General features: G+C 66.5%; 16 protein-coding genes. 3 read left to right on the top strand and 13 right to left on the bottom strand.

All coding sequences use genetic code 11. The features are described 5' to 3' along the window. Positions 1–151: 151 nt before the first annotated feature. From KW83_RS19760 to KW83_RS07450, 13 genes are all read right to left on the bottom strand, one after another. Positions 152–409, bottom strand: coding sequence for a hypothetical protein (locus KW83_RS19760; RefSeq protein ID WP_081904508.1), 258 nt, complete (start codon positions 407–409; stop codon positions 152–154). Continuing rightward, entirely contained in the window at positions 406–1080 is a 675-nt protein-coding gene (locus tag KW83_RS07500; protein ID WP_036177022.1) for a YcbK family protein, read from the bottom strand. Before KW83_RS07500 ends, KW83_RS19760 begins: the two co-directional genes overlap by 4 nt. 75 nt (positions 1081–1155) lie before the next feature. Then, entirely contained in the window at positions 1156–1446 is a 291-nt protein-coding gene (locus KW83_RS07495; protein ID WP_036177021.1) for a DUF6127 family protein, read from the bottom strand. Between the two features lie 19 nt (positions 1447–1465). Further along, a complete protein-coding gene (locus tag KW83_RS07490) occupies positions 1466–2542 on the bottom strand; it encodes a DUF2793 domain-containing protein (protein ID WP_036177019.1) in 1077 nt (358 codons plus the stop codon). Positions 2543–2549: 7 nt separating this feature from the next. Beyond that, entirely contained in the window at positions 2550–6518 is a 3969-nt protein-coding gene (locus KW83_RS07485) for a baseplate multidomain protein megatron (protein ID WP_036177017.1), read from the bottom strand. Positions 6519–6527: 9 nt separating this feature from the next. Continuing rightward, the gene (locus KW83_RS07480; RefSeq protein WP_152563512.1) at positions 6528–6974 is read right to left on the bottom strand and encodes an NlpC/P60 family protein; all 447 of its coding nucleotides are present in this window, start codon (positions 6972–6974) and stop codon (positions 6528–6530) included. Beyond that, a complete protein-coding gene (locus KW83_RS07475; RefSeq protein WP_036177015.1) occupies positions 6971–7855 on the bottom strand; it encodes a DUF2163 domain-containing protein in 885 nt (294 codons plus the stop codon). The genes KW83_RS07480 and KW83_RS07475 overlap by 4 nt, the downstream gene beginning before the upstream one ends. Then, entirely contained in the window at positions 7852–8478 is a 627-nt protein-coding gene (locus tag KW83_RS07470; protein WP_036177013.1) for a DUF2460 domain-containing protein, read from the bottom strand. Before KW83_RS07470 ends, KW83_RS07475 begins: the two co-directional genes overlap by 4 nt. Beyond that, entirely contained in the window at positions 8478–10895 is a 2418-nt protein-coding gene (locus KW83_RS07465; RefSeq protein ID WP_036177012.1) for a phage tail tape measure C-terminal domain-containing protein, read from the bottom strand. The genes KW83_RS07470 and KW83_RS07465 overlap by 1 nt, the downstream gene beginning before the upstream one ends. Next, positions 10888–11046, bottom strand: coding sequence for a DUF7697 family protein (locus KW83_RS19755; RefSeq protein ID WP_235191380.1), 159 nt, complete (start codon positions 11044–11046; stop codon positions 10888–10890). The genes KW83_RS07465 and KW83_RS19755 overlap by 8 nt, the downstream gene beginning before the upstream one ends. 68 nt (positions 11047–11114) lie before the next feature. Then, positions 11115–11552 carry a hypothetical protein gene (locus KW83_RS07460; RefSeq protein ID WP_036177011.1) on the bottom strand — a complete coding sequence of 146 codons (438 nt, stop codon included), beginning with the start codon at positions 11550–11552 and terminating at the stop codon, positions 11115–11117. A gap of 2 nt (positions 11553–11554) precedes the next feature. Continuing rightward, the gene (locus KW83_RS07455; protein WP_036177010.1) at positions 11555–12493 is read right to left on the bottom strand and encodes a phage tail tube protein; all 939 of its coding nucleotides are present in this window, start codon (positions 12491–12493) and stop codon (positions 11555–11557) included. 24 nt (positions 12494–12517) lie between these two features. Beyond that, entirely contained in the window at positions 12518–12934 is a 417-nt protein-coding gene (locus tag KW83_RS07450) for a hypothetical protein (protein ID WP_036177009.1), read from the bottom strand. Between the two features lie 55 nt (positions 12935–12989). Here KW83_RS07450 and KW83_RS20505 point away from each other — a divergent pair, with 55 nt between their 5' ends. From KW83_RS20505 to KW83_RS07440, 3 genes are all read left to right on the top strand, one after another. Next, complete coding sequence (locus tag KW83_RS20505) at positions 12990–13439, top strand: hypothetical protein (RefSeq protein WP_152563511.1); 450 nt, start codon at positions 12990–12992, stop codon at positions 13437–13439. Beyond that, positions 13436–14368 (top strand): IS5 family transposase, encoded by a 933-nt coding sequence (locus KW83_RS07445; RefSeq protein WP_036173704.1) that lies wholly within the window; start codon positions 13436–13438, stop codon positions 14366–14368. Before KW83_RS20505 ends, KW83_RS07445 begins: the two co-directional genes overlap by 4 nt. Positions 14369–14445: 77 nt before the next feature. After that, on the top strand, positions 14446–15201 hold a 756-nt coding region (locus KW83_RS07440; RefSeq protein ID WP_268745536.1), incomplete at its 3' end, for a LysR family transcriptional regulator.

Below are 15201 nucleotides of genomic sequence, written 5' to 3'. Positions count from 1 at the left end.
AATGAGAAGCTGTTTCCTCAAAACAGCGTAGTCACCCATCATCTCGACGAGAGCCGACCCGTCAGGCAGCATCGCCATCTCCTCGGCCGCCCGTGCCTGAAACTCCCTGCTGTATTCCACGACCGGCGGACACGCTGCCACGCCGCCAGCTTCAAAACCTGCCGTCGCGCAACCGGTCAACAAGCTCGTCGCGATTACGAGGACGGCGAGCCGCCGCCTCCAGCATCCTTCTCTGAACTTCATTGGCTTTCTCCCTGGTGTCGAGGCGTTCCGCGAGGCGACCAGCGCGTTCGCCGGAGCGGCGCAGGGCAAGCAGGAAAAGAAGGATCGCGAAGGCTGTGACGCCGTAGCGGAGCGCTGCGCTTGCCCATGCCGATCCCGCGAGCGCAGCGAGGAGGCCGCCGATCATCGCCGCCCACGCTTCCAGTCGTCGAACCGAGCATAGATCGTGACCGCGATACCGCCGAGCGCGACGGCGATGAACACCCAACGCAGCGTGTCGAGATACGGGACGAGCGGTAGGATCGCTGTCTGGGTGTCGGTCAGCACCGCCTCAGCCACTTCCACACCGGCCGCGCCCAACGTCGCCGCTCCCGCTGCGCCGCTGCCTTTCATGGTGCGGCTCTGCGCCAGAACCTCGCGCGCAGGCGGGGTTTCGGCTGCAAATGCCGTCTCCCGGACCGGGAACCGCTCGCCCCACTGGCGGGCTGGGCCGAGGTCGATGTGCATGAACCCCGAGCGCGGATAGAAACCGAAGCCGAGGAAGCCGACCTCCCGCGCCGCCGCTTCGAACGCCAACGGATCGTGGTTCGACATGGCGATGTCGAAGGCCGCACCGTCCATGTGCTTCGACCGGGTTGCGCCGCCGACGGAGCGGTTGTGTTCTGGACTGCGATAGGCAGAACGGACGATCAGCGGCTTGCCCAGCCGGTCACGCAGCGCCTGAAGCTTGTCGAGCGCCAGTTCGTTTACGAGCAGCTTACCGGTGCCCCGGCAGGCGATCTCGGCCGGGCTGAAATTCGGCCAGCGCCAGGCACTCTCGGGCACCTCGCGCCAGTGATCGTAAAAAGTCGTGGTCATTGGGGATCCTCCAGAAACGAAAAAACCCGCCTCCGAGGCGGGTCGATTGGACTGACAGTTTGGGGTGGCGAGCGGCTATGGACTGCCACCGAAGATTTTGAGCTTGATCGTGATGCCTGCGAGGAGCGCCAGCATCACACCGGTGGTGATCATGCGGACGGCGGTCTGCATCGCGGTGCGCCGCACCAGCCGCACGCAGTCGAGCAAGGATCGCAGGTCGCGGATGTCGAGGGCAGCCTCTTCACCATCGAGGCCGACATCGGCGAGCGCGCGTTTCGCGCCCTCTTCTGCGGCGCGTGCCAGCATGGCCTCGAACTCGGCGTCGGGCATGCGCACGAAACCCTGATCGGATCGGGGTGGTGTCATGTGGTATTCCTCTCTCCGCTCAGCCGATCTTGCAGCCCCAGAAGGACGTGTGATCCGCCGCGAAATATCCGTCCTGCGCGCGGAAATACCCCTGCAGCTCGACGGTATCACCTGCCGTCAGCGGCACCATCGTCTGCAGCCAGAGGGCCGTGGCTTCCGAGACATGCGCGCCACTGATCTCGCCGTAGGAGCCCCGGATTTCAGTCGCGCCGTTCAGAACAAGCCGCCCGCGCATCCGGGCCGAGGTGCTGGAATTGACCTTGTAGAGCAGCGTTGCGCCGAAGAGGTAGGTCCCATCCACAGGCGCGGTGAACAGGTTGGTCCCGGCATCGAAGACGCCTTGATCGTCATAATCGGTGTTGTTGAGACCGATCTTCGTCCAGGTCCCGACGCCGACATAGTTGTCGTAGTTCGTGTAGGCCTTGAAGCGCGGGAGCCGCGGTTGATCGACAATGCCGGTGGCGTTGTCGACGCTGAGCCCGTCGAAGAAGGTGCTGCCGTCGCCCGAGACCGCCAAGCGGAACCTGTCCGAACCGAACAGCCCAACCAGCGCCTTGGTCACGAAGTTGGTCTGCAGCGTCAGGCCGAGATCGTAGCCCGCCGCCTCCTTGTTCATGGTGTAGAACAGGTCGCCCGTGCCGCCTTCGGCCACCATCTTGGCGGTCCAGAGCGCGGCGTTCAGCTTGGCCGAGAACGGGTTAGACGCATCCGCCGTCGTGCCGACCCCGAGCAGCGCCATATTCTGCAACTCGCTGGGCGTGGTGCCGACCCAGCCCGCGCCGTCGTAGACCAGCAGCAGCCCCTCATCCTCGACCCACGCTCGCCAGCCGGTCCGTGGTTGAAGGCGCATCCAGGCGCCGTCGGTCCAGAGCGCGACGTTCTGGTCCCACCCCGCCCAGTCTCCCGTCGCGCCTGATGCGATGATGTATCGGTCGCCATCAGCGGGGCTGCCAGGCGGAGCGGTCAGGTCGCGGTCGAGTACGGCGAGCTGGATCAGCCCGTCGAGCAGCCGCAGCGCCTCGTTGTGGGTGACATGTTTCTGGGCCTGCGCCGCTAGGATGTATGGCAGCAGCAGATGCGTCGTGGTGTCGGACATGGGGCCCTCAGAACGTGAGCGTGACGGTTTTCGGCGCGCCCCGCCCGACGAGTGCGGAGAGCTGGTAGATGCGGACGGTGAGGCTGTCGCCGGTGGCGAGCGGTGCGCCCCAATCGCGGGTCTGGTCTGCGGCGGTGTAGACCGCGCTGGTGGTGGTCGTGTTCAGCACCCGCTCCACGGTTGCGCCGTCGAGGATCTCGACCTCGTAGGCCTCGGTTTCCTCGGCGAGCGGCACGTCGACCGCGCCCCAGTTATCGGCCGCGAGTGACCGGGACCGGCGCGTCCAACGGATGGTCAGATCGCCGGGCGTGCGCGGTGTGCGCCACGGCTGTTCGACATGGGTGACGGAGAACGGCCGTAGCCCGACACCCGAAGGCGTGAAGGTTTGCGCCACATAGGTCTCGTCGCTGACGGGACGGCTCGCGGGGCCAATGCGCCAGTTCCACGGGATGCCGAGATCGGCTTCGGCGATCGGCAGCGATGCGAGGCTGTCGTCGAGCACCACCACCCGCGCGCCAGCGGGCGTCGGATTGCCCATGGCGACTTCCGTCCCGCGTTGGCCGCGCAGGAGCCGGGTGAGCCGATACCGGCCCGGCGCCAGCAATTCGGCCACGCCCGCCTGAACGATCTCCCAGACCCCGGGCGTGCTCTCGATGGCGAGCGCATTGGCACCGCCGAAGAGCGTCAGGTCGGTGACACTCTCCAACGTGCCCGAGAGTAGATCGACCACCAGCACATTGCCGAGGTCGAAGCGCGATGTCGGTCCAGCATAGAGATCAGACACCAGCGTCCCGATCCGAGCCCGCGTGCCAAACGTGGTGAGCAGCTCGAAGCCGTCCGTCGATGGGCTGCGGAACACCGCCATCTCGCCCGGCCACGGCACGGCATGGGCTGCCGCGAAAGGGCGATGCGGCGGCTGGTCCTCGGTCAGCTGCGGGAGATCGAGTATAACCGCCTCGGGCGCACCAAAGACGACGGCCTGCGAAAGCGCCGAGGGGCGCGGGGCACCCGGCGGCAAGTCATAGGCCTCTCGATCCTGTCGGACTGCTTCGATGCCGCGCGCGCCTGCATCTGCAATAGAAACGAGCCGCAGCGGCACGGCGTGACCGTCATGGGCGAGTGTGACGACATCGGCCGGATCGAGCGCCAGCCGCGAGGGCGGCAGGCTAAACGCGGCCGTTTCCCGCCCGGTCCAGGCTTCCATAAGCGCGCGGCGGCAGCGGCGCTCGGCCTCCTCGGGCGGCACCGCCATCGGGAATGACTCCGACGCAATCCGGGTCGTGTCCACGGTGATGCGGCGCGCCTCAACGAGGGCCGCGTCGTAGTCCTCGTCGGCACGGGCAACCTGCCACTTCAGGGCCTGCGGCAGCTCGGTCTCCTGGCCGCGGGTCAGTTCGAGGACATCGCCCTCGCGCGCGGCGACCAAATCGTCCGGCGCGACGCTCGCCACTTGCGCCCGGCCGCGCATGACGAAGCGGATGACGCCCTCAGTCTCGACCGCGTCGAAGCCGAAATGCCGCGACAACGTCGTAATTGAGGCGCGCGGGCTCTCCAGCGCGCCGATGGCGTAGCCCTCGACCGCGCCCCAGAGGCCGGTGACGTCGATGCGATCCTCGGGCAGGCCCGCGCGCAAGCAGAGGTGCCGGACCAGCGCCGCCAGCGACACCGCGCCCAGCCGCCCGGTCAGCCAGTGCCCGAGCCGCCAGTTCGCCCCGTCCGTCCAGACGTCGGTCAGCGCCGGGAAAAAGGGATAGGGCCGCGCGTCCCAGGTCCATGCGGCGCATTCCGGCACATGCACCATGCGGCCGCCATAGACCGATGACAGAGGGTTATTCGCGGCCTCACCCCACCAGAGATAGGTCGCCTCAAGATAAGCCCGCTGGATCGCGTCATCGCGCCAGCCCCGCGAGAAATGCGGCGTGAAGCTCTCGGACGATTTTGGATCGAAGAAAACATTCGGCTGGTTTGTGCCCCGGTCGATGGCGGGACAGCCCAACTCGGTGAACCAGATCGGCTTGGACTCGGGCGCCCACGCCGTCGGCGTGCCGCTCTCCACCCCGCCCGGGCGATCGTAATGCGCGTTCGACCACCAGCTGCTCAGATCCTTGTAGCGGAAGACCCATGGCTTGGCCGCCGCGCCGTCCGTGATCGGAGTGCGCACCTGTGCGGAGCGATCGGCCGCGCTGGCATAGAACCAGTCGAAGCCTTCGCCGCCCGCGATGTTCCCCTGCAGGTAGGTCCGGTCGTAGATCGCAGGCCAGCCCTCGGCCGCGTCAGCATGCTCGAAGCCGTCGCGCCAGTCGGAGAGCGGCATGTAGTTGTCGATCCCGATGAAGTCGGTGTTCGCGTCGGCCCAGAGTGGATCGAGGTGGAAGAACACGTCGCCGCTGCCATCACCCGGCTGGTGCCCGAAATACTCCGACCAGTCCGCCGCGTATCCGATCTTGGTGCCGGACCCGAGGATGGAGCGGACATCGTCCAACAGATCCCGATACGCCTGCACGGCGGGATAGGTGGACGCGCCCGAGCGGATGGTCGTCAGCCCCGGCATCTCGGTCCCGATCAGGAAGGCGTCGACCCCACCCGCAGCCGCGCAGAGATGGGCGTAGTGCAGCACCATGCGCCGCAGACCCCAGTCGTTCGCAGTGCCAGTCCACGAAACCGACTGACCCGAGATGCTGAAGCTCGCGGGCGTGGCCGTGCCGAACAACGCCTCGACCTGGCTTGCGGCCGTAGCGGTCTTGTCCACGGTCCCCGCGTAGCCTGCCGCCGGGGAGCAAGTGATCCGCCCCCGCCAGGGGAACGCGGGCTGACCCGTGTCGGCGGCGTTGTCCGAATATGGGTTCGGCAACGCGTTGTCCGGCGGCACGTCCATCAGGATGAACGGATAGAAAGTGACCCGCAGCCCACGGGCCTTCATCTCCTGGATCGCCTGCACGACAGCGAAGTCGGCGGGTGTGCCGCCATAAACCGGGCGATCCTGATCATCGCGGCTGACCAGAAAGGCATTCGCCCGGCTGACGCCGTTCACGGACCACGTCGACGGCGTGGTCGATTTCGCGGTGACCTCGACGCCGGGCCGCACCTTGCAATTGCCCGCCCGCAAATCGTCGCCGAACCAGGCCACGACCAGCGAAACGCTTCCGACCTTTGGGGCCATGGCTTGCAGCCGATCCAGCGCCACCACCATGTCGGCGGTGTCGGTCAGGGCATTGAGGTTTTCGGGCTCGGACGAGCCACCTCCGCCCTTGCGGATGCCCTGCGTGGCATAGGCGAACTCACCTGAGGCCGGGATCATGGTGACTGCTTGCGTGAGACCCTCCGCGGTGTCCGGATCGGCGAACGGGCGAAACACCTCAAAACTCATCTGCGGGATGCGGTTACCGTAATTCCCGAGTGGCAGGTCCTCGAAAACGACATAGGCGGTGCCGCGATAGGCGGGCGTATTGGCCGCGCCCATCTTGGCTTTGATGAACGGATCGGCCGCCTGGCTCTCATCGCCCGGATACCAGCGCCATGTAATCCCGGCGGTGTCCAGAAGCTTGCCGTCGGCCCAGATGCGGCCAATGCCGGTGATTGGCCCCTCGCAGAGCGCGACCGCGAAACTGGCATAGTAGAAATACTCAGTCGTCTTGACCTTGCCGCCACCCCCACCGCCCTTGCCGCCGCCTTGCGTGGTGGTCTTTGTCTCCTCGCGAAAATCCGTCGCCCAGACGATATTACCCCCGATCTGCATGCGGCCATAGAGGCGTGGGATCACCGCCCCTTCGGTGGCCGAGGTGATGCGCAGATTGTCCAGCCGCGCGCCTTCGATGCGCTGGGTCGGCGCGAGCGAGGAGATGATCCAGCTGTCGACGACCGAGCCGATGGTGGAGCCGACGAAGCCGCCGATGGTCGCGGCGCTGACACCGAGGATCGCGCCGCCGATCGAACCGCCGATTGCAGCGCCGGCTGCGCCGAGAACGAGCGTTGCCATGTCGGGGTCTCAGCGTTGCGGGAACAGGAAAGCGAAGGCGATCCGCCGCCGCCAGGATGGGGTGAGCGGTTCCTCAATGACGCCGAGCCGCTCATAGGCATGGAGGAAGCTGTCGGGCCCGGTCAGGATCCCGACATGCTTCGCGATGGCGCGGGGCTTCATGCGGAAGAGGACCACCGCACCGGGTCCGGCGTCGGCGGGCCGCACCTCGGTCATCATGCGCCGCGCGCCCTCGGCCAGAACCTCGCGGGGACCGGTCTCGCCCCAGTCGCGGCTGTAGGGTGGGATCGGGAACGGCTCCGGGCCGACGACCTCGCGCCAGACGCCGCGCGCGAGGCCGAGGCAGTCGCAGCCGACGCCGCGTAGGCTCGCCTGGTCGTGATACGGCGTCCCCAGCCAGGCCCGCGCGATGGTGATGACGCGCGCGGGGTCGGCCAATGCGAGGGGTTGCGTCACAGCACGCCTCCCTCGTGGCCGCCATCCTTGGTGGCGTAGCGCAGGACGGCATCCTGGCCGGGGATGTGCGGGAAGCCCCGGAAATTGGCGGTATTGGCGAACTTCGTGCCACAGGTCTCGATCCGCTTGTCGCATCCCGCGCGGACGGTGAAGGCATCGCCGCCAGCGATGGACCGCACTGGCGGTTCAAGCAGAGTCAGCACCGCGATACCGTCCGTTTCGTCATGGCCCAGCACCTCGGTGCGCCGCCCCGCGTTCGCGCCGCCAGTCCATTCGACGGTGCCAAAGGTGAACCAGCCAGCGTTGAAGCCGCTGAGTCCTGAGGCGGTGAATGCTCGGTCGCGCAGGAGATCGATGACGGTGCCCGTGCCCTTGAATGCGGGATCCTCGAGATCGACGCCGCAGCGGGCATCCCCGAGTGCCGCATCGCAAGTTGCCTGAAACGTCCGCCCGACCGTCTGGCCGAGGACATGGGCGAGCGAGCGCACCTCCGCGACGAACGCCAGCCGCCCACGCCGGATCTGGCCGATGGCCCCGCGGCGCATCAGGACGCGCTGACCCGTGTCCGCCCAGTTCACCCGCCAGACCTCGACCTCCGCGTTGTCCCAGCGGCCGTCCAGGATGTCGGTCTCGGTGATCCGGTCCGAGGTCAGCACGCCCTCCGCGTCCTGCGCATCGACCGACAGGTCAGACCCCGATCTCACCTCGGAGGCCGTCAACCCGCTCTCCGGCTCAAAGGTGGTGCCGTCGAAGTTCAGCGTCCGATCATGATCGGTGAAGCCAAAGCTCACGCCGTCTGCGCGCGCAATCCGCCAGCACCAGGACAGCGTCGTCGTGCCCTCGTCGAGATGGGCCTGCAGGTCGGGGTTGATGCTTTTCATCGGCGGAGTTCCAGAAGCGGGATTGAGGTGATCGAGCCCAGTCGCTCAATGTCGTGCGTTACATCGAGCGCGTCGCTATCAAAGCGGACCGGCACGTCGAATTCGAAGCCCGCCGTGATCGCGACGCCAGCGCCGGGCGCGGAGCTAAAGGTGACGAGGCCAGCGGTCGTATCGACCGACCAGCCGGAGGGCTGCTCCACCCCACCGAACGCGATGCGCACAGTTCCCGCCACTGGCTTCGCGATGGCGCGAGTCCAGGATTGCGCGCCCGAGGCGTAGTGCTTCACCAGCTGGAAGGCGGTCGTCGTGCTATCGCCGGTGCCGATCGCCTGATCCATCGGCGATGGCGCACCCGAAGGCAGGCAGGACTTGTGGTCGCCCCAGTCCTTGAACCGGAAGCCATGGAGGCGACCGTTGCGCGCCTCGAAGAAGGCGACGACCGCTGCAAGATCGTCCGCGCGGCGGATGCCGTAAGCAACATCGTAGCGGCGTCTGGAATTGGCCCAGCTGGCATTGCGTTCCTCGTCGCCGCTGGCCAGTTCGACGATCTGAGTGCGGCGTTCAGGCCCGCCGCGTGCGCCCCGGCTGATGTTGTCCGGAAATCGGACCTCATGAAAAGCCATCACATGCCCCTCCGACCCATCGACACGGCGCGGGCGATGTCAGCCGCGACCTGCGTGCGCGACTGCCGAAAGCTCTCGGCGTCGCGAGCCAAGATGGTGACGTTGACCCCTCCGCCGGCACCGTAGCTCTGCGTCTCGCGCCGAGACAGCACCCGCTCGCCGCGCTGCAGGATCGCAGGAACCTCATCGTGGCGAAGTCCGGCCATGCCGCCTGAATGCATCCGGGGCGCGGCGGCGAAAGCCATGGCCGGGACCATGCGCGACGGCCCAACCGATCCGACCATCCCGCCCGCATGCAGGACGTTGGCAAAAATGCCGCCCGCACCCCCGAGCGCGCCGGAAAGCGCGTTGGCGATCGGCCCCAGGATGAACCGTCGCGCCGCGAGCTTGGCGAGATCGGCCAGCAGCGAGGTGACGAGATCGCGGAAATCCAGCTTGCCGGTCTTCACGAACATAGCCACTGCATTCTCGGCCGATTGGAACGCGCTGACGAGGCTCTGTCCAATATCGCTGCCGATATCTCGGGCCTTGCTGGCATAGTCACTGAGCGCTGCGGTGACTGCCTGCCAGCCGGAAACAGCGGCTTCGGTATTTGGTTCGGCGGCGGCCGCTGCAGCCCCGGCCTCTGCGCCCACACCGGCAGCGGCGCGTCCGGCGTCACCAAGGGCTGTCTCGAACCGCTCAGCCGCGTCGGTCGCCTCGGTCAGCGCGTCCGCGCTACCCTGATTGCTGCCCTGCACCGCGTCACGCAGGGCCTGCCAGCTGGCGAGTGGCGCACGCGCGCCTTCGGCTAAATCTCGCGCGGCATCGCGATACGTGTTGGCCGTGGTCAGTGCAGTATTAGCCGCCTGGGTGAGCCCGAGATCGGGCGCAGTGAGCGGGTTATCCTCGAAGGCCCGGTCGAATGCCGTCTGCGCGGCGGTGGTCGCAGCGGTCGCCGCACCCTCGAAGCGGTTCTCGATCTGCCCAAGGTCGAGGTCGGGGATGACCGAGATGCGCCGCTCGGAGCCGAGGGCTTCGAGCCCCTGGTTGATGCCGCCAATGAAGCCGTTGATGCGCGAGACGACGCCGTTCAGCATCGCCTCCACGCCGTCGACCAGGCTGTTGGCCGCCTGGAAAGCCAGATCGCCGATGGCCGCGGGCAGCAGACCCCAGATCGCCTTGATCGCCTCGTAGGCGCCCTCGAACGTGTTCGCCGCCGTATTCCCGAAATCGACGACGCTCTCGATGGCGCTCTGCATGGCCGAGGCGGCGTCAGCCTTCAGGTCGAAGAACATCGCCGTGGCGGCCGCGCCCGCCGCTGCGGCACCCATGCGGATGCGTTCCCAGACCTCGACGGCGACGTCCTTCAGGAGCGACATCGCTTCGCCAAATCCTCCCGCTCCGGAGACGAGGCGGGTGAACTGGTAGACGAGCTCACCTGCTCCGACGATCAATGCCCCGATGCCGGTGCGGATCAGCGCGCCGCGCAGCAGGACCAGCGCCGTGGCGAGTCCACGGACAGAGAGCGCCGCGGCGGCCATGCCGGCGACCCAGCGGCCCGCGAGGAACGCCGCGAAGGTCGTGGCATAGGTGGTCAGGCGGCCGATGTTGTCGAAGAGGCCGCGGATCGCGATGCCAAGCGGCCCGGTGCGACTGGCGACCGCCGCCATGGCATCTGCCACGGCTTCCAGCGCGGGAGCCGCGGCAACGGCAAGCTGGTTCGACAGACCGCGCCAGATCAGGCCAAGGCGGGAGATGGCGTCGTTCGTCCGCTCGATCTGGTCGGCGTCCTGCTCCGAAACGACAACGCCGAAGGCGCGCACGTCCTCGGTCGCCTGGCGCAGCGTCGCGGTGTCGATCCGCGACATGGCGATGGAGCCTTCCTCACCGAAAAGTTGTCCCGCGACAGCCGCACGTTCAGCGGCGGGCACGAACTCCTTTATGGCCGCATTGATCGCGCCGACCCGCTGATCCAGCGGCAGGGAAATCAGATCGGCAGCCGAAAGCCCCAGCCGGTCCAGAGCGTCGGCAGCGGGCCCAGTCCCGGCGGCCGCCTGGCTGAGCCGTCGTGTCAGATCCTTCGTCGCCTGCTCGATGCCGGACATCGACACGCCCGCCAGCTCGCCTGCGCGCTCGAGGGTCTGGATCGAGGCGACGGTGGTGCCGAGCGACTGCGCCAGCTTCGCCTGCGCATCGACGGTTTGCAGACCGGACCGCACCATGGCGACACCGGCGGCCGTGGCTGCGGTGACGGCCGCGGCTGCCGCCACGCGAACTCGGCGCGCGAAACCGGCGAGCCGGGCATTGGCCGCCTCCATCTCGCGGCTCAACCGACTAAAGCCTCTGGCACCAGCCTCGCCGACGCCTTCCAGCTCGGCGCGGACCTGTCGGCCGCCGACCGCGGCGAGCCGGACGCTGACGCGTTTTTCAGCCATTGGGGCGTTCCATCTGTTCGTTGAGTTTGGCCACCATCACCGCTTCGATGACCGGCAGCAGTTCGGCCATTGCGAGCGGCGGCACGCCGAGGGCGTCTCCGAGCGCCAGCGCCGCCGACATGTCCCAGCCGATCACCGCGCCGGGCAGCACGCGCAGCTGGCCACCGAGACGGCCGACAAGGTCCCAGACCTGCCAGCCTTCATGCGTCAGGGGCCGGTTCAGCCGCGCCGGGCAGTCCTGGCAGGCTTGCGTGCAGGCTTGGCAGTATCGCTCACCCCCGCCGAAGGACCATTCGGCGAGAGCGCGGAGACATTTTTTTCCCGTTCCAGCAGCAGGCCCTTGGAGACGTAGGTCAGTTGGAAGGCTTCGAAGATCGGCCAGACATCGAGCAGCGCGTCGATGGCCTCGGGGCTCGGGTCGATGGGCTTGCCGTGGGCATCGCCCACGCCTTCCCAGGCGAGCACCGCCCGCCGGGCCAGAGCCTTCGCGAAGGCCACGGCGCGTTCCTCGTCGGAAGCCTCCTCGGGAACCGCCTCGACAGCCGGATCGCTGCGCGTCGCCACCATCAGCGCGGTGGTCAGCGGGCGCAGCTGCACCCGGACGCCAGACGCAAGGTCGTGCCAGCGCGGTTCATTCGTCAGGTCGAGCGTCAGCATCGTCAATACACCTCTATGTCGTTGATCAGGGTCGCCGTGCACATCCGGCCGACGGTGCTGTCGCGCGCGGCCTGCCAGTCGAAGGTCGCCTGCACGCCCTGCGGCCCGGAAATCTCGATGCGCGGGCGCGGCAGGTAGACAGCGTGCACAGTGAAGGTGAAGCTTTCGCCCGAGGGCAGCACGTAGGCGAACTCGAGCTCGCAGGGATCGCCATTGATCGCCTGTGTCACCAGTGTCTGATCGGCGAACCGCACTTCGATGGAGCCGGTCAGAGCCGCAATGGACGGGTCCGCGCCGTCGATGCGACCGTCCGAACGGATAGTTTCGATGCGGTCGAGGTTGTTGGCATATGTGATGTCGGCCGAAACGACGTTGCCGAGGGCGGAGCCGTTGCGGGTGATTGCTCCGTTGAAATGGCCAAAGCGCTGCAATTCAAGAGCGGCAGGCGTGCCTGCACTGGTCGTCGTTCCAACCGTCTCGCCCTGCGCGACCAGCCGCGCCGTCGCGGTCAGGAGCCCCGAGCGCTGCATCTGCCAATTGATCTGGTCGAGCACGCAGCCGGAATACATCGCGTAACGCGGCACCTCGGGCATGCCTGTCTCGATGGACATGCTGGGCAGTGTCCAAGAACCCGACTGAAACTCGTGCGTCCAGGGGCCGGTGCCGGTCGTCGTTGGATCACCAAAAACCGCCTTCAGCCAGAACCCGAAGGCCTCGGCGTCAAGCGGTACGACGACATCGCCATCGGCCGTCACCGCGTCCTTGATCGGTGCCAGCGGATCGCGGCCATAACCCAGCAATTCGGAATTGAGAAGTGGTTGTTCCGCCCCCAGCGAGGTGCTGGCGAAGGGCATCTTCGTGAAGCCGCCCACGGGGGGCGTTCCATAGGTCGTTTCGAACGCTAGCGCCATCTGCGCCCGCGCCCCTTGGGCTCGTGCCATCATGTTCTCCTCGGATTGTCGGGGTCAGCCGAGCGGATCGGCCGTGGAATAGTGCAGCACCACCGGGATGAGGGCAGCCTTCAGGCTGGCCGCGCCCTCGATGGGCAGATCGACTGGCCTCGGCGCTTCCGCCTCGACCCAGTCGCAGAGCCCGCCCAGAGTGCGGTCGGCGGCAATCGCCGCGCCGATGCTGGCGGTCAATTCATCGAAAGCGGCGTCACAGGCCTCACCCTGCACAACCGCCTCGAACTCGGCACGGTGCTGGTAGTGGTAGCGTAGAGGCGACAGCGTCACCTCCGGCTCCCCCGGCTCGCCGTCGCGCAGGATCAGCAGCCCGTCGGTCGGAACGCGCTCGGGCAGCACCTCACCGCGCAGGGCGGTGGCGGGCAGCGCCGAAAGCCGCGCATGCAGCGCGGTGAGGATGGTTTCTTTGATTGTCATCGCGGTAAGATTGGTGTGAGTTTGTAGTGAAGGTATTCTGGATGCTCTAACTGCCATGACAAAAATCAATCACAATCGGCCATCGCTACGATTGTTGGACAATTACCGGCGGGAGCTAAAGAACCAGTCAATTCGTGCAACCAGCACTTTCTCGGCGCGGCCACAGAAGCCGAATGAGAATTCAATGCCGGAAGTTAGCGAGACTGCAAGTAAAATCATCTTATCTATTTTCGACGCTGCAGAGGCGTACTACGATCAATTCTCGGCATGGCTTGAAGCTAGCTTTCCGGGGGCAAAGAAAGCCACTCGAAGGAAATCTCCCGAACTCAAAAAGAAACTTGACCAAGCCGAGGGTCAACTTGTGGAGGCATGTGTCCCTCTTGTTCTTGAAGGAGTTCAGGAACACCTCCGAAAAGAGGCAGGAGTGGTCTCTTGGGCGTTGTTGCAGAACTCTAGCCGTAAAGGATTCACATCGGGAATTCATGCGCTTAGACGAGCAGCATGAGCAAGCCCAAGCCCGCCCGCTACCGCACGACGAACTGGTCCACCTACAACGATGCGCTCAGGAAGCGCGGGTCGCTGCTGATCTGGCTGGACAAGGAGATGACCTGGCACGCGCCGCATGAGGGACGCCCGGGGCGCCCCCCGGTCTTTTCGAATGCCGCGATACAGTTCTGCCTATCGATCAAGGTTCTGTTCAAGTTGCCGCTCAGACAGACTGCCGGGATGGTCGCCAGTCTGCTGCGACTCGCGGGGCTGGACTGGCCCGTTCCGGACTACTCGACCCTGTGCCGTAGGCAGAAGACCTTGAAGGTTCAGATCCCCTATCGCCGTGCTGGCGGGCCACTGAACCTGCTGGTTGATAGCACCGGCATCAAGTTCCTCGGCGATGGCGAGTGGCAGGCCCGGAAGCATGGCATTCAGGGTCGCCGCCAATGGCGCAAGGTGCATCTGGCGATGGACACCGCCACCTCGGATATCCTGGCCGTCGAGTTCACCCACAGCCGGGAAGGCGACAGCCCCGTCCTGCCGGACCTGTTGGGCCAGATCCCCGAAGACGAAGACATCGGCACCGTGACCGCGGACGGCGCCTACGACACCCGCCGCTGCCACGGCGCCGTCATCGCACGCGGTGGCACGGCAATCATACCCATCCGAAGGAACGGTCGGGCTTGGAAGGAGGACTGTCCGGCTGCCAAGGCACGCAACGAAACCCTGCGCGCCACGCGTCACTACGGTCGGGCGTTTTGGAAGCGGTGGACCGGATACCACGCCCGAAGCCGCGTGGAGGCCAAGATGCGATGCCTGAAGGCCTTCGGCGAGCGCATCGCCGCGAGAGACCCAGACCGCCAGACCGCCGAAATCCACATCCGTGTCGCCCTTATCAATCGCTTCAACGCGCTCGGCACCGCCGAGGTGGTCCGCGTGGCCTGAACCCGAACGGGAAAGGGACACTCACGCCTCAGGCGGCCTTTCTGCAACAAAATCTGCCCGATCTCGACATCGCCCTCTTGCGCAGTTTCGTCACCGTGTCCCGGTCCGGCTCCATGCGCGCAGCCGCCTTGCGCATTGGGCGCACGCAATCGGCGGTCAGCCTGCAGATCAAGCGGTTGGAGGCCCTTGTGGGCGCGGAGCTTTTTCACCGCACCGGGTCCGGCGTGGCCCTTACAGTGGCGGGTGAGCGGTTCTTTCCGGGAGCCGAACGCGTCCTTGCTGCCCATGACGAAACTCTCGCATCGATCAGGCAGGACGGCCTCCGCGGCTCCATCGTCTTCGGCTGCCCCGAGGATTACCTGACCGCCTTCTTTCCCGATCTGCTTAGGCGCTATGGCGCCGTGCACCCAGGTGTCGAGATCGAGGTGATCAGCGCTCCTACCATCGAACTGAGGCCGCTTCTGCAACGCCGCCGCATCGACCTGGCGCTCGTGTCGCAGCCGGGCTCGGCAGGCCCGATCGAGGTCATCCGCCACGAACCGCTGGTCTGGATCGCGTCGACCGACGCACCGACCTTGCTGGAAGAGCCGACGTTGCCGATTGCACTCTCCGCACCTGGGTCCATCGACCATATCGAGGCACGCTGCGCGCTGGACGCAAGTTCCCGTCCCTATCGCGTGTCTCATGCCAGCAACGGGCTCGCCGGCCTGCTTGCCATCGCCCGCTCCGGCCTTGCGATCAGCGTGGCAACCCGCGCTGCAGTGCCCGGCCACCTTCCCATTTCCACCCGGGGATTCCCCCCGCTGCCAGAACTCGGCATCTCCCCCGCTTCC

Origin of the sequence: Palleronia rufa, assembly GCF_000743715.1 — a bacterium.
GTDB lineage: Bacteria > Pseudomonadota > Alphaproteobacteria > Rhodobacterales > Rhodobacteraceae > Palleronia > Palleronia rufa.
The sequence above is the reverse complement of the archived record's forward strand: the minus strand, read 5'-3'. Positions and strand labels throughout refer to the sequence as shown.